Source organism: Paraburkholderia caledonica NBRC 102488, from assembly GCF_000685095.1.
Classification (GTDB): domain Bacteria; phylum Pseudomonadota; class Gammaproteobacteria; order Burkholderiales; family Burkholderiaceae; genus Paraburkholderia; species Paraburkholderia caledonica.
On record NZ_BAYE01000001.1, the window covers coordinates 413,297 to 439,956 of the forward strand.

25 protein-coding genes, 1 tRNA gene and 1 riboswitch are annotated in these 26,660 nt (G+C 62.7%); of the genes, 12 read left to right on the plus strand and 14 right to left on the minus strand.

From position 1 onward, the window contains the following. Positions 1–12 precede the first annotated feature (12 nt). Both BCA01S_RS01915 and BCA01S_RS01935 read right to left on the minus strand, forming a co-directional pair. On the minus strand, positions 13–1,524 hold the full coding sequence (locus BCA01S_RS01915) for a sugar ABC transporter ATP-binding protein (RefSeq protein ID WP_027775471.1): 1,512 nt from the start codon (positions 1,522–1,524) through the stop codon (positions 13–15). A gap of 1,428 nt (positions 1,525–2,952) precedes the next feature. Then, a tRNA-Leu gene (locus tag BCA01S_RS01935) sits at positions 2,953–3,037 on the minus strand. 227 nt (positions 3,038–3,264) lie between these two features. On the opposite strand from BCA01S_RS01935, the gene BCA01S_RS01940 reads away from it, so the two are divergent. From BCA01S_RS01940 to BCA01S_RS01965, 6 genes are read left to right on the plus strand one after another with little or no spacing between them, the layout of a single operon-like run. Next, positions 3,265–4,332 (plus strand): LacI family DNA-binding transcriptional regulator, encoded by a 1,068-nt coding sequence (locus BCA01S_RS01940; protein ID WP_027775472.1) that lies wholly within the window; start codon positions 3,265–3,267, stop codon positions 4,330–4,332. Between the two features lie 47 nt (positions 4,333–4,379). Further along, positions 4,380–5,459: an ABC transporter substrate-binding protein gene (locus BCA01S_RS01945; RefSeq protein WP_027775473.1), complete on the plus strand. Its 1,080-nt coding sequence runs from the start codon at positions 4,380–4,382 to the stop codon at positions 5,457–5,459. Beyond that, positions 5,456–6,280: an ABC transporter permease gene (locus BCA01S_RS01950; protein ID WP_027775474.1), complete on the plus strand. Its 825-nt coding sequence runs from the start codon at positions 5,456–5,458 to the stop codon at positions 6,278–6,280. The genes BCA01S_RS01945 and BCA01S_RS01950 overlap by 4 nt, the downstream gene beginning before the upstream one ends. Before the next feature lie 49 nt (positions 6,281–6,329). After that, a complete protein-coding gene (locus BCA01S_RS01955; protein WP_027775475.1) occupies positions 6,330–7,235 on the plus strand; it encodes an ABC transporter permease in 906 nt (301 codons plus the stop codon). Further along, the gene (locus BCA01S_RS01960) at positions 7,232–8,320 is read left to right on the plus strand and encodes an ABC transporter ATP-binding protein (RefSeq protein ID WP_027775476.1); all 1,089 of its coding nucleotides are present in this window, start codon (positions 7,232–7,234) and stop codon (positions 8,318–8,320) included. The genes BCA01S_RS01955 and BCA01S_RS01960 overlap by 4 nt, the downstream gene beginning before the upstream one ends. 45 nt (positions 8,321–8,365) lie before the next feature. After that, positions 8,366–9,193: a phosphodiesterase gene (locus tag BCA01S_RS01965; RefSeq protein ID WP_027775477.1), complete on the plus strand. Its 828-nt coding sequence runs from the start codon at positions 8,366–8,368 to the stop codon at positions 9,191–9,193. Between the two features lie 22 nt (positions 9,194–9,215). Here the strand turns inward: BCA01S_RS01965 and BCA01S_RS01970 are convergent, their stop codons facing one another. Continuing rightward, positions 9,216–9,713 (minus strand): DUF2569 domain-containing protein, encoded by a 498-nt coding sequence (locus BCA01S_RS01970; protein WP_027775478.1) that lies wholly within the window; start codon positions 9,711–9,713, stop codon positions 9,216–9,218. 185 nt (positions 9,714–9,898) lie between these two features. Here BCA01S_RS01970 and BCA01S_RS01975 point away from each other — a divergent pair, with 185 nt between their 5' ends. Further along, positions 9,899–11,101, plus strand: coding sequence for an MFS transporter (locus BCA01S_RS01975; RefSeq protein WP_027775479.1), 1,203 nt, complete (start codon positions 9,899–9,901; stop codon positions 11,099–11,101). A gap of 13 nt (positions 11,102–11,114) precedes the next feature. On the opposite strand, the gene BCA01S_RS01980 is transcribed toward BCA01S_RS01975, so the two are convergent. From BCA01S_RS01980 to BCA01S_RS36820, 5 genes are all read right to left on the minus strand, one after another. Next, a complete protein-coding gene (locus BCA01S_RS01980) occupies positions 11,115–11,543 on the minus strand; it encodes a response regulator (protein ID WP_027775480.1) in 429 nt (142 codons plus the stop codon). A gap of 20 nt (positions 11,544–11,563) precedes the next feature. Next, entirely contained in the window at positions 11,564–12,196 is a 633-nt protein-coding gene (locus BCA01S_RS01985; RefSeq protein ID WP_013338705.1) for a response regulator, read from the minus strand. 118 nt (positions 12,197–12,314) lie between these two features. Then, complete coding sequence (locus tag BCA01S_RS01990; RefSeq protein WP_027775481.1) at positions 12,315–12,887, minus strand: ferritin-like domain-containing protein; 573 nt, start codon at positions 12,885–12,887, stop codon at positions 12,315–12,317. Positions 12,888–12,970: 83 nt separating this feature from the next. Further along, positions 12,971–13,132 (minus strand): DUF1328 domain-containing protein, encoded by a 162-nt coding sequence (locus BCA01S_RS36815; protein ID WP_006052455.1) that lies wholly within the window; start codon positions 13,130–13,132, stop codon positions 12,971–12,973. 109 nt (positions 13,133–13,241) lie between these two features. Then, positions 13,242–13,418 carry a DUF1328 domain-containing protein gene (locus BCA01S_RS36820; protein WP_020065435.1) on the minus strand — a complete coding sequence of 59 codons (177 nt, stop codon included), beginning with the start codon at positions 13,416–13,418 and terminating at the stop codon, positions 13,242–13,244. 240 nt (positions 13,419–13,658) lie between these two features. On the opposite strand from BCA01S_RS36820, the gene BCA01S_RS02005 reads away from it, so the two are divergent. Together BCA01S_RS02005 and BCA01S_RS02010 are read left to right on the plus strand one after the other, a co-directional pair. Next, positions 13,659–15,200 carry a sensor histidine kinase gene (locus BCA01S_RS02005; RefSeq protein WP_027775482.1) on the plus strand — a complete coding sequence of 514 codons (1,542 nt, stop codon included), beginning with the start codon at positions 13,659–13,661 and terminating at the stop codon, positions 15,198–15,200. 228 nt (positions 15,201–15,428) lie between these two features. Continuing rightward, positions 15,429–15,563 (plus strand): entericidin A/B family lipoprotein, encoded by a 135-nt coding sequence (locus tag BCA01S_RS02010; RefSeq protein ID WP_020065433.1) that lies wholly within the window; start codon positions 15,429–15,431, stop codon positions 15,561–15,563. A 250-nt stretch (positions 15,564–15,813) separates the two neighbouring features. Here the strand turns inward: BCA01S_RS02010 and BCA01S_RS02015 are convergent, their stop codons facing one another. Then, positions 15,814–16,608 (minus strand): DUF4397 domain-containing protein, encoded by a 795-nt coding sequence (locus tag BCA01S_RS02015; protein WP_027775483.1) that lies wholly within the window; start codon positions 16,606–16,608, stop codon positions 15,814–15,816. 360 nt (positions 16,609–16,968) lie between these two features. On the opposite strand from BCA01S_RS02015, the gene BCA01S_RS02020 reads away from it, so the two are divergent. Next, positions 16,969–19,002 carry an NADPH-dependent 2,4-dienoyl-CoA reductase gene (locus tag BCA01S_RS02020; RefSeq protein WP_027775484.1) on the plus strand — a complete coding sequence of 678 codons (2,034 nt, stop codon included), beginning with the start codon at positions 16,969–16,971 and terminating at the stop codon, positions 19,000–19,002. Positions 19,003–19,072: 70 nt separating this feature from the next. Here BCA01S_RS02020 and BCA01S_RS02025 read toward each other — a convergent pair whose 3' ends face one another. The 5 genes from BCA01S_RS02025 to BCA01S_RS02045 form a co-directional block, all read right to left on the minus strand. Next, positions 19,073–20,002 carry an EamA family transporter gene (locus BCA01S_RS02025; protein ID WP_027775485.1) on the minus strand — a complete coding sequence of 310 codons (930 nt, stop codon included), beginning with the start codon at positions 20,000–20,002 and terminating at the stop codon, positions 19,073–19,075. A 423-nt stretch (positions 20,003–20,425) separates the two neighbouring features. Continuing rightward, entirely contained in the window at positions 20,426–20,656 is a 231-nt protein-coding gene (locus BCA01S_RS02030; RefSeq protein ID WP_027775486.1) for a pentapeptide MXKDX repeat protein, read from the minus strand. A 99-nt stretch (positions 20,657–20,755) separates the two neighbouring features. Then, positions 20,756–21,547 (minus strand): molybdopterin-dependent oxidoreductase, encoded by a 792-nt coding sequence (locus BCA01S_RS02035; protein WP_042317781.1) that lies wholly within the window; start codon positions 21,545–21,547, stop codon positions 20,756–20,758. Positions 21,548–21,579: 32 nt separating this feature from the next. Beyond that, entirely contained in the window at positions 21,580–22,218 is a 639-nt protein-coding gene (locus BCA01S_RS02040) for a cytochrome b/b6 domain-containing protein (RefSeq protein WP_027775488.1), read from the minus strand. 26 nt (positions 22,219–22,244) lie between these two features. Next, positions 22,245–23,099: a DUF1223 domain-containing protein gene (locus BCA01S_RS02045; RefSeq protein ID WP_062860189.1), complete on the minus strand. Its 855-nt coding sequence runs from the start codon at positions 23,097–23,099 to the stop codon at positions 22,245–22,247. 555 nt (positions 23,100–23,654) lie between these two features. Between BCA01S_RS02045 and BCA01S_RS02050 the strand changes: the two genes are divergently transcribed. Further along, on the plus strand, positions 23,655–24,074 hold the full coding sequence (locus tag BCA01S_RS02050) for a GreA/GreB family elongation factor (protein ID WP_020065425.1): 420 nt from the start codon (positions 23,655–23,657) through the stop codon (positions 24,072–24,074). 239 nt (positions 24,075–24,313) lie between these two features. Beyond that, a riboswitch (TPP riboswitch) is annotated at positions 24,314–24,432 on the plus strand. Positions 24,433–24,523: 91 nt separating this feature from the next. After that, the gene (gene thiC / locus BCA01S_RS02055) at positions 24,524–26,455 is read left to right on the plus strand and encodes a phosphomethylpyrimidine synthase ThiC (RefSeq protein ID WP_027775490.1); all 1,932 of its coding nucleotides are present in this window, start codon (positions 24,524–24,526) and stop codon (positions 26,453–26,455) included. The last annotated feature ends 205 nt before the right edge of the window (positions 26,456–26,660 follow it).

The following is a 26,660-nucleotide window of genomic DNA, read 5'->3' on the forward strand; positions in this document are numbered from 1 at the left end:
TCCTCTCGCGGCTCACGCCGCTTTCAGTGTTTGGCGCTGCGTGGCCAGATGCATGATGCGCTCCTGGGTCGCCTGCTCCGCCGGGAGTTCGCCGGTAATACGGCCCTCGCACATCACGACGACGCGGTCGCTCATGCGCAATATCTCCGGCAGTTCCGACGAAATCATCACGATCGCCTTGCCCTCGTCCGCGAGCGAGCGCAGCAGCTTGTAGATTTCGCTCTTCGCGCCGACGTCGATGCCGCGCGTCGGTTCGTCGAAGAACAGCACGTCGCAGTCGCGCTCCAGCCACTTCGCAATCACGATCTTCTGCTGGTTGCCGCCTGACAGCAGCCGCACTTCCTGCGCGGCGGACGGCGTGCGAATCGCGAGCAGATTGATGAAGTGGGACGCGCGGCGGCGCATCCGCGCGCGGCGCAGAAAAAAGTTCAGCGACAGGAAATTGCGCAGGTTCGACATGACGATGTTCGATTCCACATCCATGCCGGTGGCGAGCCCAAAGCGCTTACGGTCCTCCGACAGATAGCCGATGCCATGCGCGACGGCGTCGCTCGGCGTTCTGATCGAGGCCTTCGCGCCTTTCACGAAGATCTGGCCGGACTCGACCGGATCGGCGCCGAACACGGCTCGCGCGACCTCCGTGCGCCCGGCGCCCATCAGGCCGGCAAAGCCTAATATCTCGCCCTTGCGCAGCGTGAAACTCACGTCCCGCACGAGCGGGCCGGCGTGGAGGTTTCTGACTTCGAGCGCGATCTCGCCTTGCGACGCAGCGCGCCCCGCGGGCGCGACGTCGCTCAAGGTGCGCCCGACCATCATGCCGATGATCGCCTCGACGCTCGTGTCGGCGGCGGCGACGGTGGCCACGTACTCCCCGTCGCGCAGTACGGTGACGCGATCGGCGATCTGCTTGAGCTCGTCCATCTTGTGCGAGATATAGACGATGCCGACGCCGCGCTGCTTCAGTTCACGGATGATGCGAAAAAGCTCGGCGATTTCGGCGTCGTTGAGCGCCGAGGTAGGCTCGTCCATGATGAGCACGCGCGAGTCGAACGATAAAGCCTTGGCGATTTCGACCATCTGCTGGCTCGCAACCGTGAGGTTGCCGACCGTGGCGCGCGGGTCGATATTCACATGCATGCGCGAGAGGATTTCGCGCGCCTGTGCGTTGAGCTTGTCTTCGTCGAGAAAGAGGCCAAGGCGCCCGCGAGGCTCGCGGCCGATGAAGATGTTCTGGGCGACCGTGAGGTGATTCATCAGTTGGAGTTCCTGATGAATGATGCCGATGCCCGCGGCTTGCGCGTCACGCGGGCTCTGCAACGCCACCGGCTGCCCACCGAGGAGAATCTCGCCGGAATCGCGGGTGTAGACGCCTGCAAGGATTTTCATGAGCGTCGATTTGCCGGCGCCATTTTCGCCCATCAGCGCGTGGACTTCGCCCTCGACCAGGTCGAACTGAACGTCGTGAAGCGCCCGCACGCCGGGAAAGCTCTTGCTGAGCTTTTTGACGGAAATCAGCGGGGTCATGGCGCGAAGCCGATGGCGAGCGAGCGGCAAACGCCCGCATCAACCCGGAAGACGGGTCGCGAAAGCGCCGGGCGGCCCGGTTTTATTCGATTGAAATCGCAACGAGAAGCCAGGCACATTGCTGGACCCCCAAACCGATGTGCGACGATTCTACGACGCGCGGCGGGAGCGGCTCAAGCTCAGGCATTCCCCAGTGTGTGCAGTGCTTACGTGGTGGGGTTTGTGCACAGTTTGGGATTGGGGTGGGCGGCGAACGACGGGTTGACGTGCGATTGACAGAGTTGTCGACGGAACGGGTTCATTCTTACAGCGACAGTGCTCGCACTGCGCCGCGCTCAGGGAAAGTTGAATCCGGAGGACCTCACCTTCGGGTCGCCACAGTGGGATAGCACCGGCGCGGAATTCATGCGCGGCGTATATCGAGCAATGGGCGGTGATCCCGACGAGTTCAGACGCGCCGACCTCTGAGCCAGAAGCGGCGTCTTAGCCGATGAGTTGGGCCAGCCAAGCAGTAACGCACCTAGGCATAGAAACGACATGGTGAGACACAAGATGCCTGCGACTAAGTCGTACGGATATTTCATGCGATCCCCCGATTTCTCAGCCAGCAAGAATACGGTGAGCCGAAAAGGCGCACTGTTAAGGATGGTTAGACATGAAAGATGCGCGCGCGGCGGGCTTGTGGAGACCTGTCAGCACCGGCGTGATCTTGCCCGGCAGGCAAAGTACATCTCGTCTTCTGCGCGCCCACTGTGGACGGAGCCGCGCTCTTATCAGCCAATTTCCTGAGGTATTCAACCACCGGAAAAGACACGCTGCGTTGCTCGACGTCCTTGAGCACTTCCTCTCACTTGCGCATGTGCCTGGAGTTGATCGCATCGCCCAAGTACTTCTTCCCATCCTTTTCCATCGACCATGGATCCGAATGTTCTCGATGACTCCGTTCGACGTAGTCCTCTCCTTGCGAGCTTAGCCGTGTGCGTTCTTCGCGCCGATGTCGGCGGTGCCACTTTGCTTTCCCGGGCGCCTCGGTCTCGGCGGTTGTGTTACCGAGAATCGGATTCTTCCGTTTGCTACGACTCATCGCCGACCTCCTGAAACCAACGGTGCTCCCAGATCGAGAGACGGTCCTTTTGATGGCGCCGCGGATTGCCGCACATCCAGCAGCTGCATGCGGTGGGAGTGTCGATCAGACGGCCGATTTGTACGTCAGTTTTCTTCGGCTTCCCGGCCCACCAGTCCCTCCGTTTATGTTTGAGTCGCGCCCGATCCGCCCGGCGCCGCGCTGTACCTGCCATTTCACACCTCAGTTTCAATAGCTGAATGTGCGAAAGCCCGCTCGCGGCGGGCATGATGTGCGGTGGTTGAATCGGTGAGAGTGGCGTTTGAGTATCGTACCTCACACACTGCCAGGGCGGGGAGACAGCGTGGTGCCGGGGACCGGACTTGAACCGGCAAGCCGTTAGGCGGCGGATTTTAAGTCCGCTATGTTTACCAATTTCATCACCCCGGCGAGGGTGGTCAAAACGCGTGGACGCGCATTCTACCATTGGCCGCATGGCGGGCCAAACCTCCGCAGCGCCGCCGATCGCACCGGCAACGCCAACACACCCGCACCGCACTTCACCGCGCCCGCTCGCCCTCGCAGCAGGCAATCCACCACTAACACCAACGTCATCGCCAAGTCACAAACCTTTCCGATAATCCGCTCCTGAAAACGTTTACAACCGAGCGGAAATCATGACCCCGACAATCAAGGATGTCGCTGCGCACGCGGGCTTTTCCATCGCGACGGTCTCGCGCGCGATCAACGCGCCGCACACCGTCAATCCGGTCACGCTCGACAAGGTGCGCCAGTCCATCGACGCGCTCAACTTCCGCCCCAGCCCGCTCGGCCGTCAACTGCGCGGCGAGCGCACGCGCCTGATCGGCGTGATCGTGCCCACGCTCGCCAACCCTGTGTTCGCGGAGTGCCTTCAAGGCATCGACGAACTCGCAGCCGCGCAAGGCTACCGGCTCATGCTGATGACCACCCAGTACGATGCCGAGCGCGAACGCCGCGCAATCGAAACGCTGCGCGAGCATCGCGTAGAAGGCCTGATCCTGACGGTCGCCGACGCCGACACTCATCCCCTTCTCGACGAGCTCGACCGTGACGGCCTGCTCTATGTGCTGATGCACAACGACACGGTGCGGCGTCCGTCGGTGTCCGTGGACAACCGTCTCGCCGCCTACGAAGGCGTGCGCATGCTGATTGCGCACGGCCATCGCCGCATCCTGATGCTCGCCGGCACGCTCGCTGCATCCGACCGCGCGCGGCAGCGGCATCTCGGCTACACGCAAGCAATGCAGCAAGCCGGCCTCGCGCCCGCACCCGCGCTTGAGGTCGACTTCAACGCGGACCAACTGTCGCCCGCGGTGCTCGCGCATCTGACAAGCGGCCCCAACCGTCCGAGCGCCCTCTTCTGCAGTAACGATCTGCTCGCAATGGTCGTCATGCGTGGCCTGCGCCGCGCGCGTCTGCAAATTCCGCGCGACATGTCGATTCTCGGCTTCGACGGTCTCGCAATGGGCGAACTGCTGTCGCCGCCGCTCGCAAGCGTCTGCGCGCCGAACCGTGAGATCGGCTGTGCCGCGTGGCGCCGTTTGCTGACACGCGTCACCGCAAATTTCGAAGGTCTTGGCGAAACGCCGCTTGCACTGACGCTGCCGCACAGCCTGCGCGAAGGCGCCACGATCGCCGCAATTTCAAACCGCAACGACGCGGGCGCGACGCGTATCAGCCAGCGCCTTCATCTCCAACCTTGAACAATCCACCTGAACCACCCGCTCTCTTCCATTCCAGGAGAACCGCAGTGATCCGCTCTTCCGTACGCCTTGCATCGGCAGTTTCGCCGCTGATGCGCCGCCTCGCCCAATCCACCGCCGTCGCGCTGTGCGCCGGTACGCTCGTGACCGCCGCGCTTGCCACCGTCACCTCGCAAACGGCCCACGCCGATGAAACCGCGATCTGCTACAACTGCCCGCCCGAGTGGGCCGACTGGGCAAGTCAGATCAAGGCGATCCAACAGAAGACCGGCATTCGCGTGCCGTTCGACAACAAGAACTCCGGCCAGTCGATCGCGCAGTTGATGGCGGAACAAAAGAGCCCAGTGGCGGACGTGGTGTATCTGGGCGTTTCATCGGCTTTCCAGGCGAAAGACAAGGGCGTCGTCGAGCCGTATAAGCCCGCGCATTGGGACGACATTCCCGCGAACCTGAAAGACCCGCAAGGCTACTGGTTCACGATCCACTCGGGCACGCTCGGCTTCTTCGTCAACAAGGACGCGCTCGAAGGCAAGCCCGTGCCGCGCTCGTGGGCCGACCTGCTCAAGCCCGAGTACAAAGGCATGGTCGGCTATCTCGATCCGTCGAGCGCATTCGTCGGCTATGCGGGCGCGGTCGCGGTGAATCAGGCGCTCGGCGGCACGCTCGATAACTTCGAACCGGGCCTCGACTGGTTCCGCAAGCTCAAGGCCAACGCGCCGATCGTGCCGAAGCAGACCGCGTATGCGCGCGTCATGTCCGGTGAAATTCCAATTCTGCTCGACTACGATTTCGACGCCTACCGCGCGAAATACAAGGATCACGCGAACGTCGAATTCGTGATTCCGAAGGAAGGCACGATCTCCGTGCCGTACGTGATGAGCCTTGTGAAGGGCGCGCCGCATGAAGCGAACGGCAAGAAGGTGCTCGACTTCGTGCTCTCCGACGAAGGTCAGAAGCTCTGGGCCGATGCGTATCTGCGCCCGGTTCGCGCGAATGCGATGAGCGCGCAGACCGCCGCAAAATTCCTGCCCGCAAGCGAGTACGCACGCGCAAAACCCGTCGACTTCGGCAAGATGGCCGAGAAGCAGTCGAGCTTCGGCGAGCGTTATCTGCAGGTGATGCATTGAATGACATTACGTTCCCACTGCGCTGGCGCATTGCGCTGATCGCGCCGGCGCTGGCGGTCTTCATCGCGTTCTGGCTGTTGCCGATGGGCGCCCTCGCGCAACTGAGCGGCGACGGCCACGCGTTCGCCACCTATCGCGCGATGCTGACGAATCCGCGCTACATGTCGAGCCTCGGCGCGACGATCGTGTTGTCGGCGGCCGTCACGGCGGCTACGTTAGTGCTTTCGGTGATCGCCGGTTTGCTGCTCGCGCGTCGCGAGTTCGCGTTCAAGCGCACGCTGCTCGCGTTGCTGACGTTTCCGCTCGCGTTTCCCGGCGTAGTGGTCGGCTTCATGGTCATCATGCTCGCGGGACGGCAAGGTTTGATCGGTGCGCTGTCGCTCAAGCTCACCGGCGACCGTTGGGTGTTCGCCTACTCGATGAGCGGCCTCTTCCTCGGCTACCTGTACTTCTCGATTCCGCGCGTGATCGTCACGGTGATGGCGTCGGCGACCAAGCTCGATGCATCGCTCGAAGAAGCCGCGCGTTCGCTCGGCGCGTCGCCGTGGCGCATTACGCGCGACATCGTGTTGCCCGCGCTGTCGCCCGGCCTGATCGCGGCGGGCGCGGTGTGCTTCGCGACCGCGATGGGCGCATTCGGCACGGCGTTCACGCTCGCAACGGACATCGACGTATTGCCGATGACCATCTACACCGAGTTCACGCTCAACGCGAACATGATGACGGCGGCCGGACTTTCGATCGTGCTCGGCATCGTCACGTGGGCGGTGCTTGCATTGGCGCGCAGCATGAGCGGCTCAGCCGTGGCGGCGAGCGCATGAGCGGCGTCATTCGATACAGCGCGGACCCAACCGGAAGCAGAACCTCCCGATGAATTCCATTACTTCTTCTTTGCCGACAGACGCAAAGCTCCGGACGCGGCTCAGCCTACCCGATGCAAGAGCGTGGCTCGCGGCGGGCCAATGGCTCGTCACGCTGCTGCTATGCGCGTTCCTGATCGTGCCGGTTGTCATGTCGATCGTCGCCGGCGTGACCGTCAACTACTTCAAGGGTGTGTCGAGCGGATTCACGCTGCGCTGGCTCGCCGAAGTGTGGACGCAGTATCACGGCTCCGTGTTCCTGTCTCTCGAAGTCGCAGCGATCACGTTGCTTATCACGCTGCTGACCGGCGTTCCCGCAGGCTACGTGCTCGCGCGCAGCAAGACGCGGCTTTCGCGCGTCGTCGAAGAATTTCTGGTGCTGCCGATTGCACTGCCCGGTCTTGCATCGGCGCTCGCGCTGCTCGTGGTATACGGCGGCTTCACGATGTTCCGCATGAGCGTGGCGTTTATCGTCGTCGGGCATGTGGTGTTCACGCTGCCGTTCATGGTGCGCGCGGTTGCCGCAGTGTGCGCGAGCAGCGACCTGCGCACGCTCGAAGAAGGCGCGGCGAGTCTCGGCGCGAGTTTCATGCAGCGCTTCGTGACCATCGTTTTGCCGAACGCGAGGCCGGGCATCGTGGCGGGCGCGCTCGCCGTGCTGACGCTTTCCATTGGCGAATTCAATCTGACGTGGATGTTGCACACGCCCGATACGAAAACGCTGCCGGTCGGTCTCGCCGACACATACGCGTCGATGCGCATCGAAATAGGCAGTGCGTACACGATTCTCTTTTTCATCATGACGATGCCGCTCCTCGTCGCAATGCAATGGCTCGGCGTCGATGCGACCGGCCAGCGCAACGCGGCGAAAAAACGCATCGCCGGCTCTGCTTCGAATTCCGTCACGACACCATGAAACTCGCCTCTACCGCTGTGTCCGCTTCTGTTGCCGGCTCGGTTCCCATCACGTTGACGCAATGCGCGAAGACGTTTCGCGGCACACGTGTGCTGGAACCGGTCGATCTTCATATCGAAGCCGGTGAGACGCTCGTGCTGCTCGGTCCGTCCGGCTGCGGCAAGACCACGACGCTGCGCATGATCGCAGGACTCGAAACGCCCGACGCCGGCGGCCGCATCGCGTTCGGCGACGACGACGTCACCGCGCTCCCCATCGAAAAACGTCAGGTGGGCATGGTGTTTCAGAGCTACGCGCTGTTTCCTAACCTGACCGTGCGCGGCAACATCGGTTACGGATTGAAAATCAAACGTATGCCCGCGGCGACAGCGCGGCAGCGCATCGACGAATTGCTCGACATGATGCGCCTCACCGCGCACGCCGATAAACCGATCGACCAGCTCTCCGGCGGACAGCGTCAACGCGTGGCGCTGGCACGCGCGCTTGCCGTGCAGCCGCGCGTGCTGCTGCTCGACGAACCGCTCACGGCGCTCGACGCCCGTTTGCGCGACGCACTGCGCAGCGAGATGAATACGCTGCTGCGCAGACTGGGCATTACAACCGTGTACGTGACGCACGATCAGGCCGAAGCGATGGAACTGGGCGACCGCATCGTCGTGATGAGCGCCGGGCGTATCGAGCAGATCGGCTCCCCGCGCGACATCTACTATCGACCTGCAAATCGCACCGTCGCGCAGTTCGTCGGCACGATCAACCGTGTCGCCGGCGAACGCCGCGGCAACATGTTGACGACCACGGGCGGTGCCGTGCCGCTGCCTTCGACGCACACGCAAATTGCGACACCGGCACGCTCGGCGCACGAGATCTTTTTCCGCCCCGAAGACGCGTTTCTCGCCGATCCGGCACACGCGCAACTGCGAGGCCACGTCGAAACAAGCGCGTTTCTCGGCGAGCGCACGCGCCTGACGATCAGCGGCGCCGCACCGGATGCGTTGCTCGTCGACGTCGCGGGCCGCGTCGAACTGGCGCGCGGCACGCCGGTCGGCATCTCGATCGTGCAGGACGCGCTGATTGCGCTATCGTAATAAGGCGGCGCTGCTTTTCGAGCGCGCTTAAACAAGGACTATTCCATGCTGCTGGCTCAAATTAGCGACCTGCATATCAAGCGGCCCGGCGGGCTCGCCTATCGCCGCGTCGACACCGCCGCGTATCTCGCGCGTTGCGTCGCTGCGCTGAACGCACTCGTTCCCCGTCCTGACGCCGTGATCGTCACCGGCGACCTCGTCGATCAGGGCGATCCGCAACAGTACGAACACCTGAAAACGCTGCTCGCGCCGCTTGAATTGCCCTGCTTCCTGATGGTCGGCAATCACGACGACCGGGCCGCGTTGCGCGCCGCCTTTCCCGACCGTGCGGAACTGCATAGCGGCGGCGAATTCGTCCAGTACGCGTTCGATGCCGGCGCATTGCGCGTGATCGCTCTCGATTCGCTGGTGCCGGGCGAAAGCGGCGGTACGCTATGCGACGCGCGGCTCGCGTGGCTCGAGGCGCAACTCGACGCGGCGAGCGGCAAGCCAACAGTCGTCGCGCTGCATCATCCGCCGTTTGTTTGCGGCATCGGACATATGGACGAGCTGCGGCTCGATCCTGCTGCGGCAGACAAACTGGCTGCGCTGATCGCGCGCTATCCGAACGTGGAGCGCGTGATCTGCGGGCATGTGCATCGTCCGATATTCGTGCGCTTTGGCGGCACGATTGCGTCCGCTGTACCGGGGCCCGCGCATCAGGTCGCGCTCGATCTTCGCGACGACGCGCCGTCGGCGTTCATGATGGAACCGCCTGCGTATGCGCTGCATCGCTACGATCCGGCAACGGGCCTGGTTACGCACCACGCGTATGTCGATGCCGCGGACGGTCCCTATCCGTTCTACGAGCCGGAAGGCGCGCTGATCGACTGAACACGCGTTCGCTTAGTACGGGTCAGCGATTGACGAACGTTCGACGTGCGCGCCGCGATACGCTGAAGTACGGTATTCCGAGCGCGGCCGCGACGATCGCCTGCATCAGGCCGTCGAACGGAATCGCAATGGTGATCCCAATCGCATGCGTCATGTAATCGCTCGCCAGATAGGCGCCGGTGCGCAATACCAGAATCGCACCGAGCCACGCCTGCACGTGCACGTTAAAGCGCGCCGATCTGCGCGCGGCGAGGAGCGTCAACCACCCCGCGCCCGCCACGATGAACGCGCCGGTCATCACATTCGCGCCGACCATGACGATCACCGCGCGATACCAGCCATGTGTTCCGGCGCGCGCGAATACCGCGAGCAGTTCCCATTCGAGCATCATTTCCAGTTGATCGCGCATTGCGATTGCAGTAGCGAGCGCCCACGTCGCGATACAGATCAGCGCGATGAGCAGGCATCCGCCAATGCGTGGCGACTGACGTTGAGTCGAGCGTGTCGTGGGCTCTTTCATGCGATCGTACGGAGTTGGCTGAGATAGCGCGCCGATTCTACGAGTCCGGGCTCGGCGAACTTCGCATTTTTGTCACAAGCGCCAATGCCGCACGCATGGCGGCGAGTCAGCACAATCCGGTTCGCTCCGGTATGATCGGCACGCTTGAGGACCGTGCATGGGCCGGTCCGCCCACCGCTTCTCTCATGTCCACTTCCAACGCGTCCACACCCGCCTCCGCCGACCGGTCGCTGCGCGGCCTGCTGCTTCTGCTCGCGACCATTGCCGGCATCTCGGTCGCCAACATCTATTACAACCAGCCGCTGCTCGACAACTTGAGGCAGTCATTCCCCGCGAGCGCGTCATGGGTCGGCGCGGTGCCGGCCATCACGCAGCTCGGCTACGCGGCCGGCATGTTGTTGCTCGCGCCGCTCGGCGACCGCTTCGACCGGCGGGCGCTGATCCTGCTGCAGACTGCGGGCATGTGCGTCGCGCTTGTCGTCGCGGCCGCCGCGCCTACGCTGTCGGTGCTGATCGTCGCGAGCCTCGCGATCGGTGTGCTCGCTACCATCGCCCAACAGGCGGTGCCGTTCGCCGCCGAACTCGCGCCGCCGTCTGAGCGCGGCCATGCAGTCGGCACGGTGATGAGCGGTCTGCTGCTCGGCATCCTGCTGGCGCGGACAGCTGCAGGCCTCGTTGCGCAATACCTCGGCTGGCGTGCGGTATTCGCCGCTTCCGTGGTCGCATTGCTGGTGCTCGCGGTGGTCATCATCCTGCGTCTGCCGAAAAGCAAGCCGACCTCGACGCTGACCTACGGCAAACTGCTCATGTCGATGTGGCATCTGATCGTCGAGCATCGCGCGTTGCGCGAGGCTTCGCTGACGGGCGCCGCGCTATTCGCCGGTTTCAGTATCTTCTGGTCGGTGCTCGCGCTGTTGCTGGCGGGCGCGCCGTTCCACCTCGGACCACAGGCTGCGGGACTGTTCGGCATCGTCGGCGCGGCGGGCGCGCTCGCTGCGCCTCTTGCCGGCAAGTTCGCGGACCGCCGCGGACCACGCGCGATCATCACGCTGTCCATCGTGCTGGTGGCGATCTCGTTCGTCGTGTTCGGCGCATCCGCGAAGAGCATCGCGGGACTCGTGATCGGCGTGATCGTGCTCGACGTCGGTGTGCAGGCCGCGCAGATTTCGAATCAGTCGCGCATTTACGCGCTCAAGCCCGACGCACGCAGCCGCGTGAATACCGTGTACATGGTTGCGTATTTCATCGGCGGAGCGATCGGCTCAGGCGTCGGCGCAGCGGTGTGGCCGGTTTTCGGATGGGTGGGCGTGAGCGTCGCGGGTCTGTTGTTCGCGGGCCTTGCCGCGTGGAATCATCTGGCGCTGCAGACTCGTACTGCCAAAGGTTGATTGCGGCGAGCGCTCAGCCGTTGCTTCGTGCGAACGCGTACTCGTGCAGCGCATCGATTACGCGATCGAATTCGAAAGACTTGTCGTAGAAGTGGCGCACGCCATATTGTTCGCAGCGCTCGCGATAGGCCGGCAATGCATGATTGGTCAGCACTGCGGCAAACACGGAGTCGATCAAACCTTCGCGCTGCAAATAGGCCAATACGGGTACGCCCGAGCCCTGCTTCAATTGCAGATCGACAATCACCGCGTCGAATGCGTCGTCGCTCAGAAGCGCGATGGCTTCGTCGGCCGAATCGGCATAAGCGGCCACGCGCAATGAACCCGACGCGTCGATCGCCTCCACCAGACTGCGGCGGATCAGCGGCGAATCTTCGATAAGCAGCACGCGCAACGGTGCGCGGCTGGCTGACTCGGCAACGGTGTTCGATTCGCTGTTCATCGGGATTTCTCGATCGTCCATTATTCGATCAAGCCGTTCTTGATCGCGTAATAAGTCAGATCGGCATTGTTCGCCAGCCGCATTTTCTCGAGCACGCGAGCCCTATACGTGCTGACCGTTTTCACGGACAAATGCAGTTCCTCGGCAATCTGCGTGGGAATCTGCCCCGCCGCGAGCTTGCAGAAAATCTGAAACTCGCGCTCGGACAGCGCTTCGTGCGGCCGCGCCGCCGCCGGTTTGTCAAGATTGTCGGCAAGCGTGTCGGCCACCGCCTCGGATAAATAACGATGCCCTCGCGCTACCGCACGAATCGCGCGCACGATCTCGTCGGGTTCGCAGTCCTTGTTCAGATAACCGTTCGCGCCCGCGCGCAGCAGGTTGATCGCGTACTGGCTCTCCGGATAGCCCGAGAGGATCAGCACGCCCTGCTCCGGGCGCACCTGCTTGATGACGCGCAAGGTGTCGATGCCGTTCTTGTCCGGCATCGCAATGTCGAGGAGCACGACGTCGAATGCCTGTTCGCGCACGAGGCTGATGGTTTCGTCGCCGGTGGCCGCTTCCGCCGCGACGCACATGTCCGGCTCGTCGGCGACGAACTGTCTGAAACCCCCTCGGACGATCGCGTGGTCGTCAGCTATCAACACTCGAATCATCGGCTTGGTGTCCGTACGATGGAATCGCTCCAAAGCAGACATTGTAATGACGTCGCGCCGTACTTCGGCGTTATCGCGGCCGGAACCGCCGGCCGCAAGCTCGCCATGCCAGGCGCAATCACTCGCGCCCTTCGAGCAGGTCGGCCATATCGTCCGCATGCTCTTCCTCGACTGCGAGAATCTCTTCGAACAGACGCCGCGTCGTCACGTCCTTCTCGCCGAGATAGCGGATGATCTCGCGATAGGTGTCGATAGCGATGCGCTCGGCAACCAGGTTCTCGCGAATCATGTCCGTCAGGTTCTCGCCTTCCTTGTACTCGGAATGCGCGCGCGTCTTCAGACCGTCCGGCGCGAAGTCCGGCTCGCCGCCAAGCTGCACGATGCGCTCGGCGATACGGTCGGCATGTTCCTGCTCTTCGGTCGCGTGCTCCGCGAATTCGGCGGCCACCGCTTCCGAGTTGATGCCCTTCGCCATGAAGTGATGCCGCTTGTAGCGCAACGTGCAGACGATTTCGGTAGCCAGCGCGTCGTTGAGCAGCTTGAGCACCGTGTCGCGATTCGCGCCGTAAGTTTGCGTGACCGGACCGTCCGACATGTGCTTGCGGGCGTCGTCGCGGATCTTCTGAATGTCCATCACGAACGGATCGCTCGACTGCGATGCCGCGCCTTGGGCGCCAGGTGTGTTCGCCATTGAATTTCTCCTTTATCCGTATTGGGGGATGGCTGCATCACGCAAGGTGCCTGCGCGATGCGCCGATAGAATCATGTTCAGGTCTATGTTCGGAAGACACCGAGCAGCAGCGTGACCACGAACACGACGAGGAAAATATAGAACAGTATCTTCGCGATCTCGGCCGCGCCCGCCGCGATTCCGGTGAAACCGAACACCGCAGCAATGATGGCGATGACGAAGAACACGATGGCATAGTGAAGCATGGCGACTCTCCTTCTTGTTGGTATCCGCGGGCATTTCCGTGCGCTCAGGTTGCGCGTACCGCTTTGCTTAAGCGCCGTGTTTCAGGCGCCTCGACGAGGCAAAGCGGCGCTAATCGACGATTTTTTTCGTCACCACGAAGCCGAGCACGAGGAACACCACGCACAGAATCAGGAACACGACAAACAGGAACTTCGCAATTGCCGCCGCGCCCGCAGCCACGCCGGTGAACCCAAGAAGGCCGGCGATCACCGCGATGACGGCGAAAAACAACGCCCACTTCAGCATGATGGCTTCCTCCAGAACAGTGAATGGGATCAGGGTCCATCGTATCCAGCTGCATCGTCGGGCGCATTCCGACGCACTCCGGTTTTCGTGTGAGAATCCGCTTACATTGGATTACGGCCGCTTTACGCGAAGCGGCCCGGACGCAGATTCGCCACGCACAAATGTGCGCGCCAGCGCGCGGGCGCGCACCCGCGGCGACTGCAGCGGACGCTACACTGATGCGTGTCCAAGGAGTAGAACGTGTCAAACGTGCAGAACGCGGCTGATGTGCATAATGAAGTGCACAATAAAGTGCAGAACGAAGCGCAACAGGAAGCGCGCACCGGATCGCAAACCCCGGCGCCGCAACCCGGCGCCGCGGCCCGCCTGAGCAACTGGATGCGCAACCGCAGCTGGGCGATCGCGATGACCGTGGCGATTGTGATCACCGTCGGCGGACTGGTGATTCTCGAAACCGCGCGCGAGCGCATCGCCGCCGAGTACGAGACAGCGCTCGAAGCCCGCGACGTCACCGTGCAACTCAGCGCGCTCGCGAGCCAGCTATCGCGTCTCAGTGCACAGCAAAGCGATTTTCTTCTGACGAAGCGTGACGCCGCAGCGCACGATTTTTGCGCGACCGCCGCCAGCATTCGCGACAGCGAACAGCTATTGGAGCGTTTTTACCGCAGTCCAAAAGCCGATAGCGCGGAACTCGCGAGCTTCACGCAAACCCGCGCGCTGATCGACGCGCGAATCGGCGCCGGCGCCGCCGCCTTGCAGCGCGCGGCGCCTCGTCCGCTCGATCTGAGCGCATGCGGCAACGCGAGCCAAGCCAACGCGGTAGACGCGGCGCTCGTCGACAGCACACTGAGCCTGCTGCGCGACAACGAAGAACGGCGCGCGCAGCACGCGCTCGCCGCGAGCCGTGCCGATCAGCGCATTTCGACGTTATGCGCGGCTGGCCTGTCGGCGCTCAATATCGTGTTGTTCATTCTGCTCTTCCGCAATCTGGGCATTCAGATCGACCGGCAGGCGCGCGTTCAGCGTCAATTGATCACACAACAAGGCGAACTCGATCAACTCGTGAACGAACGCACGCGTCAACTCGAGGCACTCGGCTGGCATTTGCAGGCCGTCAGCGAAAACGAGAAGACGCAACTCGCGCGCGAGCTGCACGACGAACTCGGCGCGATTCTGACCGCGAGCAAAATGGACGTCGCGTGGGCGAACCGCAAACTGAAAGAGAGCGACCCGGACGTCTCCGAGAAGTTAAAGCGCGCGCTCGCCAATCTGGACCAGGGCATTGCGCTCAAGCGCCGCATCATCGAAGACATGCGGCCTACCGTGCTGGCGAATTTCGGTCTTGTGACCGCTTTGCGCACACTCGCCGACGAAGCCGCGCAACGCAATAACTGGACGCTGAACCTGCAGCTACCGGCCGACGATATCCAGCTCGACGAGCAAACGGAAATCGCGCTCTTTCGCGTCGCGCAGGAATCGTTGACGAACGCGGCGAAGTACGCGCGAGCGTCGCAGGTATCGATCGGCTTGCAGGTCGGCGACGGCCGCGTCACGCTCGATATCGCCGACAACGGCGTAGGCATCATGCCAGCCGATCTGACGCGCACGCATACTCATGGACTGCTCGGCATGCGTCAGCGGGTCGCCGCGCATGGCGGGCAGTTCGACATCAGACGCGGCGTGCCGAGGGGCACCGACATTCATGTCGTGATGCCGAGCGTCAGCACGTCGGCGCAGCCGGGCAGCAACCCGTTGCCGTTCCCCGCACGAACTTCGGTCTAGCCGCGTTGCGCCGCCATTGAATCCACTGCTGCTCATATTTGTAGGAGTGCGCCGACGCCAACACCAGAGCACGCCTACAACAAAATCGCAGCCGAGCCGACAGCGCGGCACGCACCCTTTTTTTACCATGCAATCAGACCGGATCGACTGGCGCAAGCCACGGTCGGCAGCTAGCACCGCCGCTAGCGGGACACGTCTACCGATACCTTCTCGACAAGGAGAACTTTCATGAATCGACTGATCGCTTTGCTTCTCATCGCAGGCACGGCCGCGCTCGCCGGCTGCAACACCATGGCAGGTGCCGGCCAGGACATCTCGAAGGGCGGCGACGCCCTTACCAATTCGGCTGAAAAGGCGAAGTAAGTCGTTCTTCGTCGAGCGGCCAGACGCCATCGCGGCGCATAGCCGCTGCGTTTGAACGAAACCCGCTGCGGGAAACCGCAGCGGGTTTTTTGTTGAACGCGGTCACGTCCGGGTGCAGGTATCGAATGCATGTATCGAATGCTTGCGCACAAAACAAAGCGGCGACCCACATGCGTGGATCGCCGCCCCGTCCTCCCCAGGACCTGCCGCTATCGCGTGCGCTGCAATGCGCGCACGCTCTCTAGCGAACTTATGCGCCCGTCAGCGTGTTCGACAATTCGACGCTCGGCGTGTTCGTGTTGCCGTTCTGCACGACGAGCAGATGGATCTGTCCCACCGCCAGCTGGCTCAGCGCGCCGCCGATCGGCACCGACGTGATCAGCCAGTCAGCGTTGTTCGACAACGTGAACGACTGCGACTGATAGATCGGCGTCTTGCTGCCGGCCGCCGTCGCGATCAGCACATACTGGCCGCCCGACACGTAGATGGAATCCTGGCCGCTTGCCGGCACCGCGTTCTTGAACGACAACCCGGCCATCGTCGGGGCTACGTTGCTGATGTTCGTGTTGGTCGACTGGACCAGATAGAGGTCGAGGTTCGGTGCGTTGCCCGATGCGTTGAAGCCCCGCACGCGTGCGCTGTTCGAAAGCAGACCCTTGTCGAACGGATCGTCGATCAGACCGATGTCCGGTGCCGCCGCGCCCGGCAACGCGAGCACCGTATATTCGTGGCCCTTTGCAACGTTCGGGAAGTTGCCGCTTGCGAGCGCGGTCGTCGTGCCGGTCGCCGCATAACCCACGTTCGTCGAGCCCGTGTTGATGTTCGTGAAGTTCGTCACACCCTTATACGAGACATTCGTCTGTCCCGACGGTGCGGTACCGTTCACGAGAAAATCCACGGCAGGTCCGCTCGGGATCGCATGCACGAAATGGATTTGCGGGTTCGTCAGGCCAAGCTCCTTGCCTACGTCGTCGGAGCCCCCGCCGCACGCGCTGAGGACGGATGCAACGGCAATCACGGCCGCCATGGTTCGGATCAGTTTCATTGTGTTCACCTATATCGATGTCGGGCTCTCCGCCCATTCATATGCGGGCGCACGCTCAAAGACAGTGCCATCTGAAACCGTGTTCGATACGTTGTTCGAGCGGTCCCGGTCCGGCTGTCCTTCGCGAAGCACTCCCTCCTATCCCTGCGCGCATTCGCCTTTTGAGGGCGCCGCGCGGTCCATTTCAATGGACGCACGCAATGAGCAATGGCTGTGCCGCAACCATCGAATTGGCTTATCGAGGCGTGACAATGTCTTACCCGGCAACATCTTGCGAGCATTAGAAGCTTTCCTCGGATGTTGGTCACGAGCGAGCGGTGTATCGTTCGTGCGCACCCCATACTTACAACGGCAGCCTGTATGTCTTACCAACACTTACTCGCGGAGCTCGACCTCGGTTTCACCCGTCTGCGCAATCGCGTTGTGATGGGCTCCATGCATACGGGCATGGAAGACCGCTTCTGGAATTATCCAAAGCTGGCCGCGTACTTTCGTGAGCGAGCGAAAGGCGGCGTTGGTCTGATCGTCACTGGCGGGATCTCGCCGAATCGCGAAGGATGGCTGCTGCCATTCGGCGGCACGCTCAACTCGGTATTCGATCTGCGCAATCATCGGCTGCTCACGCAAGCGGTTCACGAAGAAGGCGGCAAGATCGCGCTGCAGATCCTGCATGCGGGGCGATACGGGTATCAGCCGCTGGTTGTGTCGGCATCCGCTTTGAAGTCGCCGATCTCGAAGTTCAAGCCGCGCGCGCTCAGCATTGCCGGCATTGCCAAGACGGTGCGCGACTACGCGCGCTGCGCGCAGCTCGCTCAACGCGCGGGCTATGACGGCATCGAAATCATGGGCAGCGAGGGCTATCTGCTCAACCAGTTCCTTTGCCCGCGCACCAACCGGCGCACGGACCGCTACGGCGGCGGCATCGAGAACCGCATGCGGATCGCGCGCGAGATCGTCGAGCGGGTTCGCGAGGTTTGCGGGGAGCGCTTTATCGTCGTGTACCGGCTCTCGCTGATCGATCTGGTGGAAGGCGGCAATACGTGGGACGAAACGGTGCAGGTTGCGCAGGCGCTCGAAGCAGCGGGCGTGACGATGTTCAACACCGGCATCGGCTGGCACGAGGCGCGCGTGCCGACCATCGTCACCTCGGTGCCGCGCGCCGCGTTCGCCGCGCTGAGCGCGCGACTGAAGGCCGCGGTGAAGGTGCCGGTGATCGTCTCGAACCGCATCAACACGCCTGAGGTTGCGGAGGCATTGATCGCCGACGGCGCCGGCGATCTGGTCTCGATGGCAAGACCGCTGCTCGCCGATCCGGAGTTCGTGCTGAAAACCGCCGAAGGTCGCACGCACGAAATCAACACCTGTATCGCGTGCAATCAGGCGTGTCTCGATCATACGTTCAGGAATCAGCGCGCAACCTGCCTCGTCAATCCGCGCGCGGGGCGCGAAACCGAGCTGGTGTATCGACCGCTCGCGGGTCCCCAACCCGTGCGGACTGTCGCGGTGGTCGGTGCGGGACCGGCGGGGCTGTCGGCGGCGACAGTGGCGGCGTCGCGCGGACATCGCGTGACCTTGTTCGATGCAGGCGCAACGATCGGCGGCCAGTTCAATCTGGCCATGCGCGTGCCGGGCAAGGAAGAATTCAGCGAGACGATCCGCTATTTCCAAAGCCAGCTGGAGCGGCATTGCGTCGACGTGCGGCTCGGCACTCGCGTCGATCCAGCGCTCCTCGCCGCAGGCGCTTACGACGACATCGTGATCGCGACCGGCATCGTGCCGCGTCGGCCCGCAATTGCGGGCATCGATCTGCCCAATGTTCTGTCGTACGTGGATGTGCTGCGCGGCGCGCCTGTGGGACGCCGCGTCGCCGTAATCGGCGCGGGAGGCATCGGCTTCGACGTCAGCGAGTTCCTGCTGCATCCCACTGGCGAGCCTTTGCCCGTGCCGCGTGATGCGTGGCTAGACGAATGGGGCGTCGATCTTTCCGTGCGCCAACGCGGCGGCCTGAAGCCGCCCGCTGCGGCCCGGCCGTTCCGGCAAATCTGGCTGTTGCAGCGCAAAGCGGGCAAGCTCGGCACGGGGCTCGGCAAGACTTCGGGCTGGTTGCATCGAGCGACACTCGCGCGAAACGGCGTGAAGATGCTAGCCGGGGTGTCTTACCTGGAAATCAGCGAGCGCGGTTTGAGAATCGCGCATGGCGGCGTCGAAGAGTGGCTGGATGTCGACAACATCGTCGTGTGTGCAGGGCAGGAATCGCTGCGCGATCTGCATCCACGGGAGTCTGCGGATGCAGGCGGCCCACGCTATCACGTGATTGGCGGCGCGGCGCTCGCCACCGAGCTCGATGCCAAGCGCGCAATCCGCGAAGGCGCGGAACTGGCCGCACGGCTTTGACGCAGGACATGGGCGGGAATGGGCGGAGTCGCGTGCGCGCCCTGCCCGTACCGGCCGCACGCGTTTCCATTCAGGCGAGCCCTTTCTTCCGATAATCGAGCCAGAAAGACAAGCCCACGCTGACCAGGATCACGACGGTCGCGATCACCGTCGAGTGCGTAACGGGCTCCCCGAGCAGCAACGCGCCGAGCGCCACCGCAACCACCGGATTCACGTACATGCAACTGCTCGCAATGATCGGGCTCGTGTGGCGTATGAGAAAACCGTAGGCGACGTAGGCGGCCATGGTGCCGATCAGCATCAGATAGACGAACGCGAGGACCGGCAGGAAATGCACTTCGAGCATGCGCTCGCCCGAAACCCAGGCGACCATGGTCGACATTGCGCCGCCAAGGCCGATCTGCAGCGACGTGGACAGAAACAGGTCCGACGGCAGCTTGAGACGCCCCGCGAGATGCGCGCCGCCCGCCCAGAAGAGCGCGCCGCACAGAATCGCGAGGCTGCCGCCCGCCGAGCCGGGTGCACTGTCGCCATGGCTCAGGATCGCGATACCGACGAGCCCGAGCCCGACCGCGAACCACTCGCCTTTGCCTATCTTGCGTCCCGCCACGGCCGCGATCACCGTCGCAAAGAGCGGCACGGTCGCGACCATTACCGCGGCTGTCCCCGTGCCGACCGTGCGCATGCCGTATGCCAACATGCCGCTCGACAGCCCCACCAGCATGGTGCCGACGAGCCCGGCGTTGCGGATCTCCGCCGCGCTCGGCCAAACCGGATTTCGGCGCGCCGCGAAAACGAACAGCCCGACGCCCGCGAAAAGATTGCGCAGGCCGGACATCAGCAACGGCGGAAACGAGCCCAGCGCAACGTGAACCGCAAGATAAGTCGAGCCCCACACCACATAAACGACGCCGAGCGCGAGCGCGATCTGACCGTTGCGCGACTGCGGCAGACGGATCGGGAAACCACGAGAAAACCGGCTTGGGAGTTCCAGCGACATCGTTTCAACCCGCCCATGCCGTTCGAGGCGCCCGCTGGGGGGACGGCGGACACCGCATCGGCGATGCGGTCAGGCGGGCGAGGCTGGCAGACATGGTGGTGGAGCGAAGTACGATGGTTGGCTAGCAGAGAAAGCCAGACGGGAAATGCAACGCCGCGCCGGTCGAGCGGTGGCTCGGGTTCATTCGCGGCTGACACGCGCCGAATTCATGGCGCGCATCGCATTATGCAGTAAGCGCCCACCGTGCTATGTGAAAGAATCGTAACTTTTGGTGCGCATGCAACAGAAAGCCGGGGCGTAACCGCACCCCGGCTTTCTGTCTGGATTTGAGCGTCAAAGCACCGCTTCATGCAGCGTGCATCGGAACCAGCCGGGCGGCGCAAGCCGCACCGGGCACGCTGATAAGCGGCTACGGTGGCCCGCCTAGTTGCTCATCGCGCCCGACGCCTCGTGTTGCATGCCCATTGCGTCGCCTTTTTTCGTTTTGTCGTGCTTCATTGTGTCCTTCTTCATGTGGTCCTTCGACATGCCGTCCTTGGACATGGAGTCTTTCGACATCGAATCGTTGGACATCGCGCCGCTTGCCTGCGCGAATGCGGCGCCGCCGCTCATCAGAAAGGTGACGGCCACTGCTGCGATTGCAAATTTCTTCATGGGATAACTCCGTTTGTTGTGGATCAATCGAACCGGCCGCAGCCGGCGTGTTTCCGAAGCTTCTGCCGCCCGGGGTCGCGCATGCGCGACCCGCGCGCGTCAGGAGCCTCCGAACCAGTTGTAGCCCTGGTCGACCCAATAGCCGCCAGGATACGTGTTGGTGACGAACATCTCGACGATGTGCTTCGGGTTCTTGTAGCCGAGCTTGGTCGGCATGCGCAGCTTCATCGGGAAGCCGTATTTCGCGGGCAGGCGCTCGCCGTCGTACGAGAACGTGAGCAGCGTCTGCGGATGCAGCGCGGTGGGCATGTCGATGCTTTCGTAGTAGTCGTCCGCGCATTTGAAGCCGACGTACTTCGCACTCGTGTCCGCGCCGATGCGACGCAGAAAATCGCCGAACGGCGTGCCGCCCCAACGACCTATCGCGCTCCACCCTTCCACGCAGATATGCCGAGTGATCTGCTCCGCGTGCGGCAGCGCGTACAACTCGGGCAAGCTCCAGACGCGCTGGCCGGTCACGAGGCCGCTGATTTTCAGCTTGTAGCCGGAAGCGTCGACCTGCGGCACCTCGTCGATACCGTAGTAAGCATTGAACGGAAACGGCCGCGTGATCTGCGCTTCGGTGTAAGTCGGCGCCAGTTGTCCCGGATCGAACAGCGCGGCTTGCGCGCGATCGTTCAGGCGCGAGACGGCAGTGAGAAACTTGTTGACCGATTCGTCGTCGGTCAGCGAGCAGCCGGTCAGCATCGACAAACCGCCAAGCGACAGTAGCTGCTTGCCGAAGAGACGCCGCGACGGCATCGAAAGCTCGCGCCTGACGTCGATCAGAATCGACTCACGGTCCAGTTTGCCAGCGACATTCGTCGCAGAGTTTTTAATGAGATTGTTCATGATTCGGTATCCGTAACATTCGCGCGAAGCATTTATCGACCGCGCAACATGGCAAGCAGCGAGCGAGGCACGAGGGCGACCATCGCCAGATGAACGACGATGAACGCAGCCATCAGCGCCATCGCGCAGAAGTGGACGATGCGGGCGTTGTCGTAGCCGCCCATCAACTCGCGCAGCAGCGGGAACTGCACCGACTTCCAGATTGCGAGCCCCGACAGCACCAGCACGAGCAGATCGAGAACGACGAACAGGTAGGCGAATTTCTGCACCGCGTTGTAGACCCGCAAGTCCGCGTGCGACAGCTTGCCGGTCAACGCGGCGATGAAATCGTGCAACACCGCGCGCGGCGAGACCGGCAAGAACTTGCGGAAGAAACGTCCGGTCGCAAGATTCAACGCGAGATACGCGAGGCCGTTGAAAACCAGCAGCCACATCGCTGCGAAATGCCATTGCAATGCGCCGCCTAGCCAACCGCCGAGCGTGATTTCCGTCGGGAAACGGAACGCGGGAAAGACCGGTGACGCGTCGTAAATGCGCCAGCCCGACAGCATCATGACGATCGCCGCGAGTGCGTTGAGCCAATGCGTGATGCGCACCCATACCGGATGTATCACGCCGCTGGAGGGCGCGGCAGGCGGTGCGCTGTCGCGAACAACATGAGGCGTTGCCATGAGAATCTCCGTTGATTGACGCGCGCTCAATGGCAGGCGGCCAGTTCGGCCACCTGCAGCACGTCGCCGGTTGCTGCGTTCTGGACAAAAGCGACTACGCCGAATCTGTCGGCCGACGCGTTTGAGTTTTTGTTGGGATCGGCATTGGCATCGGCATCGTCGAAACGAATGTCGCGGGTGATCTGCGCATTGCCGCCGACGAGCGGCACCGGCCCTATCCATTGCCGCACCACTCGTTCGTGATGCAATGTCGCGCCGCGATTCTCGCCGGCGCCGACCTGCGAGCTCAGCGAGTTTTCATACACCGCGACGTAGGCATCGAGCGGCCCGGCGGTATCGGCAGCCTTGCTGTCAAAGCGCGCTGCGACGTTGAATGCGCCGCCCGTCTGCGGCTTCAGTTCGAGGGCGACGTTCGCCCGTGCCGGCTCAGCCACGAGCTTGCCGACGCGACCTTCGAAACTGTCGCGTTGCGACCAGCTTCGCATCTCCCGCCCCGCCACGAAAACTTCAGGCGTGTAGATGGTGTGACCGCCCGCAAGATCGGTGAGCGCCTGCTGACGTTCAGTGAAGCGGTGCTGCGAGAAGCGATCAGTCCAACCGAGGCTGTTCCAGTAGTCGACGTGCAACGCCAGAGGCACGATGCTTTGCGTCGAACCGCCGTGCTTCCATTGGCTGAGCCATTGGTCGGCGGGCGGACAGCTATTGCACCCTTCGCTGCTGTACAACTCGACGAGTGCAACGCGATGCGCTGGACTACGCGCGCTGCACATCGCGCCGGCTGCATTTGCCAGACCGCTCGCGGACAACATGGCTATTGCACTGAAAAGTGCGACGACTCGAACGAACGGTCGGCGCGCGCGGCGCATGACAATTGATTGCATGACCTGCTCCTATCGGGATCTGCACGTTTGTCGATGCGCGCAGCAGGTTATGACAGTCCCCCGCAATTTTTTTTGCCTGACGTTTGCACGCGTGTTCATCGCATCACCGATTGGCGCGGCCCGACTTACAGCAGCGAAATGTTCGCAAAGGGCATTGAAAGACGCCGTGCTAACATGCCCTTAATCACTGCGCCGCTCGCTGTCATCACAGTCATCGTCAGCTACTCGCGGCGCGTCGCCCATCTCCTCGACAACTGCCGGCCCTTCAATGCGTCCTCCGACTTCACGCGCCCACACCCGCTTGCGCCCTCGCCGCGCAAGTGGAGGCGCGCGCGTGCAGTTCGCGCCGCATTCCGCCGACGAGCCGTCGCGAACGCTTCCGCCAGAAACGCTTCCGCTTCTCGCCGCCCGGCGCCCCACCTGACGCAGTTCGCTTCCTTGCCTGAAGCCGCGTCGTCCCCAAGGGGACTTTCGGGGCGCCGGGCCGATCACATCCGCATGATGTTTCCTCACACAGATTGCAGCCATATTGCAGATCGAATTGGAGTAGCCGCCGTGAAAACGACCAGAAGGACCAAGCAGTGTTACCTCACCGAACTCGACGTCGCCCGTCTTGAGAAGCACGCCGCCGCACCCGGCGCGGACGCACGTTTGCACGACATGCTTGACGACGTACTGGAGCGCGCGGTTATCGTCGATTCGCGCGAGATTCCGGCCAACGTGGTCACGATGAACTCGCAGGCGACGCTCGTCGACGAAAGCAGCGGTGAGCACATGACCTGGACCGTCGTCTATCCGCCCGACGCCGACTTCGCCCATGGCCGCCTGAATGTGTTCTCGCCAGTCGGTCTGGCGCTTCTCGGCGCGAAACGCGGCGAGCAGATTCGCTTCGTGCCGCCAAGCGGCGCCGAAAAGGTGCTGAAGCTGGAAAAGATCCTGTACCAGCCCGAAGCCTCGGACGATTTCACGCTGTAAGCAAACAGGCCGCTTGGCGTAAGTGCTGCAGCGCGTCATATGCGGCGCGCCCGTCAATACAAGCATAGTGCGCAAATAGCGGATCGGCGGGCTGTAACGCGATGCGACGTCTTGCGTTTCGCTCCCGCAGATAGCCCCGGCCGACGAGAGCGCTGCGCCTCACGCATGACGCCCATACCGGTCGCACACAGCATTGCAGACGGGTTGCCAAGCGGCGCCCGCCCGGTGTATCGTGTGCGCTGCTAACGCGGGGGTCCTGCGTTGCACGGGAGTTGGAGGTCCGTGCCACGTGGGTGAGAAATACCCTTTGAACCTGATCTGGATAATGCCAGCGCAGGGAAGCGTACGGATTTCGCACTCCAGCCCTTGTGCCTCATCTCTCGCGAATTCCGACTACTTCCGTCTCGTCTCCTGCTTAGCGGCCCACATTGCTTTGACGGAGAACACGCATGAACGCCAACCCGAAGTTTCTTTCCGCCGACGCCCACGTCGACGAAGCCGCCGTCGCGCCGCTGCCGAATTCCCGCAAGGTCTACGTGACCGGCTCGCGCCCCGACATCCGCGTGCCGATGCGCGAAATCACGCAGTCCGACACGCCTGACAGCTTCGGCGGCGAAAAGAATCCGCCCGTCTACGTCTACGATACGTCGGGTCCCTACTCCGATCCCGAAGCGAAGATCGACATCCGCGCCGGCTTGCCCGCGCTGCGTCAGCGCTGGATCGAGGAACGCGGCGACACGGAACCGCTCTCCGGCCTCACGAGCGACTACGGCCGCGAGCGCGCCGCCGATCCCGCGACCGCCGAATTGCGGTTTCAAGGCCTGCACCGCACGCCGCGCCGTGCGATGCCCGGCAAGAACGTGTCGCAGATGCACTACGCGCGCAAAGGCATCATTACGCCGGAAATGGAGTACATCGCAATTCGCGAGAACCAGCGCCGCGCCGAGTATCTCGAGACGCTGAAGACGAGCGGTCCGAACGGCGAAAAGCTCGCCGCGATGATGGGCCGTCAGCATCCGGGCCAGGCGTTCGGTGCAAGCGCTTTTGGTCCGAACGGCCTCACCGAAATCACGCCGGAATTCGTGCGCGACGAAGTTGCGCGCGGCCGCGCGATCATCCCGAACAACATCAATCACCCGGAAAGCGAGCCGATGATCATCGGCCGCAACTTCCTCGTGAAGGTGAATGCGAACATCGGCAACTCGGCGGTGACATCTTCGATCGGCGAGGAAGTCGACAAGATGACGTGGGCGATCCGCTGGGGCGGCGACACGGTGATGGATCTGTCGACCGGCAAACACATTCACGAAACGCGCGAGTGGATCATCCGCAATTCGCCGGTGCCGATCGGCACGGTGCCGATCTACCAGGCGCTCGAAAAGGTCAACGGCAAGGCCGAAGACCTGACGTGGGAAATCTTCCGCGATACGCTGATCGAACAGGCCGAACAAGGCGTCGACTACTTTACGATTCATGCGGGCGTGCGTTTGCAGTATGTGCCGCTCACCGCCAAGCGCATGACCGGTATCGTGTCGCGCGGCGGCTCGATCATGGCGAAGTGGTGCCTCGCGCATCACAAGGAAAGCTTCCTGTACGAGCATTTCGAAGACATCTGCGAAATCATGAAGGCGTATGACGTGGCCTTCTCGCTCGGCGACGGCCTGCGTCCCGGCTCGATTTACGACGCGAACGACGAAGCGCAGCTCGGCGAATTGAAGACGCTCGGCGAGCTTACGCAGATCGCTTGGAAGCACGACGTGCAGACGATGATCGAAGGCCCCGGCCACGTGCCGATGCAGTTGATCAAGGAGAACATGGACCTGCAACTCGAATGGTGCGACGAAGCGCCGTTCTACACGCTCGGGCCGCTCACCACCGACATCGCTCCCGGCTACGATCACATCACGTCGGGCATCGGCGCGGCGATGATCGGCTGGTTCGGCACCGCCATGCTTTGCTACGTGACGCCTAAGGAACACCTGGGCTTGCCGAACAAGGACGACGTGAAGACCGGCATCATCACGTACAAGCTCGCCGCGCACGCCGCCGATCTGGCGAAAGGTCATCCGGGCGCGCAGGTGCGTGACAATGCATTGAGCAAGGCGCGCTTCGAATTCCGTTGGGAAGATCAGTTCAACCTCGGTCTTGATCCGGACAAGGCACGCGAATTCCACGACGAAACGCTGCCGAAGGATTCCGCAAAGGTCGCGCATTTCTGCTCGATGTGCGGCCCGCATTTCTGCTCGATGAAGATCACGCAGGACGTGCGCGAGTTCGCGGCGCAACAGGGCGTCACCGACGACGAAGCGCTGAAAAAAGGCATGGAAGTGAAGTCCATCGAGTTCATGAAGAAAGGTGCCGAGATCTATCAGCGGCAGTAAGGCCACGCGGATCTCGCACCGCTGACAGCCGCGCACGCATTTCGATGCGCGCGCAACGTCCCGCAACAAAAAGCCCGCCGCCAGCGGGCTTTTTTTCGCCCGGCGTTCAGGTACGGCTCCTGCTACGCGTTGGGAAACATTTGATTACGAAACCATCAGTCTGCTGACAACCTCATACATCTGGAAACCGTCCACAGCGATAAGA

What these genes read in the sequence shown, in the direction of transcription:
- BCA01S_RS01975 (WP_027775479.1), top strand. Translation starts at nt 9,899, where the DNA reads ATGTCCACTTCCAACGCGTCCACACCCGCCTCCGCCGACCGGTCGCTG.
- BCA01S_RS01955 (WP_027775475.1), top strand. Translation starts at nt 6,330, where the DNA reads ATGAATTCCATTACTTCTTCTTTGCCGACAGACGCAAAGCTCCGGACG.
- BCA01S_RS01915 (WP_027775471.1), bottom strand. Translation starts at nt 1,524, where the DNA reads ATGACCCCGCTGATTTCCGTCAAAAAGCTCAGCAAGAGCTTTCCCGGC.
- BCA01S_RS36820 (WP_020065435.1), bottom strand. Translation starts at nt 13,418, where the DNA reads ATGCTGAAGTGGGCGTTGTTTTTCGCCGTCATCGCGGTGATCGCCGGC.
- BCA01S_RS01965 (WP_027775477.1), top strand. Translation starts at nt 8,366, where the DNA reads ATGCTGCTGGCTCAAATTAGCGACCTGCATATCAAGCGGCCCGGCGGG.
- BCA01S_RS01990 (WP_027775481.1), bottom strand. Translation starts at nt 12,887, where the DNA reads ATGGCGAACACACCTGGCGCCCAAGGCGCGGCATCGCAGTCGAGCGAT.
- BCA01S_RS02010 (WP_020065433.1), top strand. Translation starts at nt 15,429, where the DNA reads ATGAATCGACTGATCGCTTTGCTTCTCATCGCAGGCACGGCCGCGCTC.
- BCA01S_RS02040 (WP_027775488.1), bottom strand. Translation starts at nt 22,218, where the DNA reads ATGGCAACGCCTCATGTTGTTCGCGACAGCGCACCGCCTGCCGCGCCC.
- BCA01S_RS01980 (WP_027775480.1), bottom strand. Translation starts at nt 11,543, where the DNA reads ATGAACAGCGAATCGAACACCGTTGCCGAGTCAGCCAGCCGCGCACCG.
- BCA01S_RS02035 (WP_042317781.1), bottom strand. Translation starts at nt 21,547, where the DNA reads ATGAACAATCTCATTAAAAACTCTGCGACGAATGTCGCTGGCAAACTG.
- BCA01S_RS01940 (WP_027775472.1), top strand. Translation starts at nt 3,265, where the DNA reads ATGACCCCGACAATCAAGGATGTCGCTGCGCACGCGGGCTTTTCCATC.
- BCA01S_RS02025 (WP_027775485.1), bottom strand. Translation starts at nt 20,002, where the DNA reads ATGTCGCTGGAACTCCCAAGCCGGTTTTCTCGTGGTTTCCCGATCCGT.
- BCA01S_RS01960 (WP_027775476.1), top strand. Translation starts at nt 7,232, where the DNA reads ATGAAACTCGCCTCTACCGCTGTGTCCGCTTCTGTTGCCGGCTCGGTT.
- BCA01S_RS02020 (WP_027775484.1), top strand. Translation starts at nt 16,969, where the DNA reads ATGTCTTACCAACACTTACTCGCGGAGCTCGACCTCGGTTTCACCCGT.
- BCA01S_RS01970 (WP_027775478.1), bottom strand. Translation starts at nt 9,713, where the DNA reads ATGAAAGAGCCCACGACACGCTCGACTCAACGTCAGTCGCCACGCATT.
- BCA01S_RS02030 (WP_027775486.1), bottom strand. Translation starts at nt 20,656, where the DNA reads ATGAAGAAATTTGCAATCGCAGCAGTGGCCGTCACCTTTCTGATGAGC.
- BCA01S_RS02045 (WP_062860189.1), bottom strand. Translation starts at nt 23,099, where the DNA reads ATGCAATCAATTGTCATGCGCCGCGCGCGCCGACCGTTCGTTCGAGTC.
- BCA01S_RS02015 (WP_027775483.1), bottom strand. Translation starts at nt 16,608, where the DNA reads ATGAAACTGATCCGAACCATGGCGGCCGTGATTGCCGTTGCATCCGTC.
- BCA01S_RS36815 (WP_006052455.1), bottom strand. Translation starts at nt 13,132, where the DNA reads ATGCTTCACTATGCCATCGTGTTCTTCGTCATCGCCATCATTGCTGCG.
- thiC (WP_027775490.1), top strand. Translation starts at nt 24,524, where the DNA reads ATGAACGCCAACCCGAAGTTTCTTTCCGCCGACGCCCACGTCGACGAA.
- BCA01S_RS01985 (WP_013338705.1), bottom strand. Translation starts at nt 12,196, where the DNA reads ATGATTCGAGTGTTGATAGCTGACGACCACGCGATCGTCCGAGGGGGT.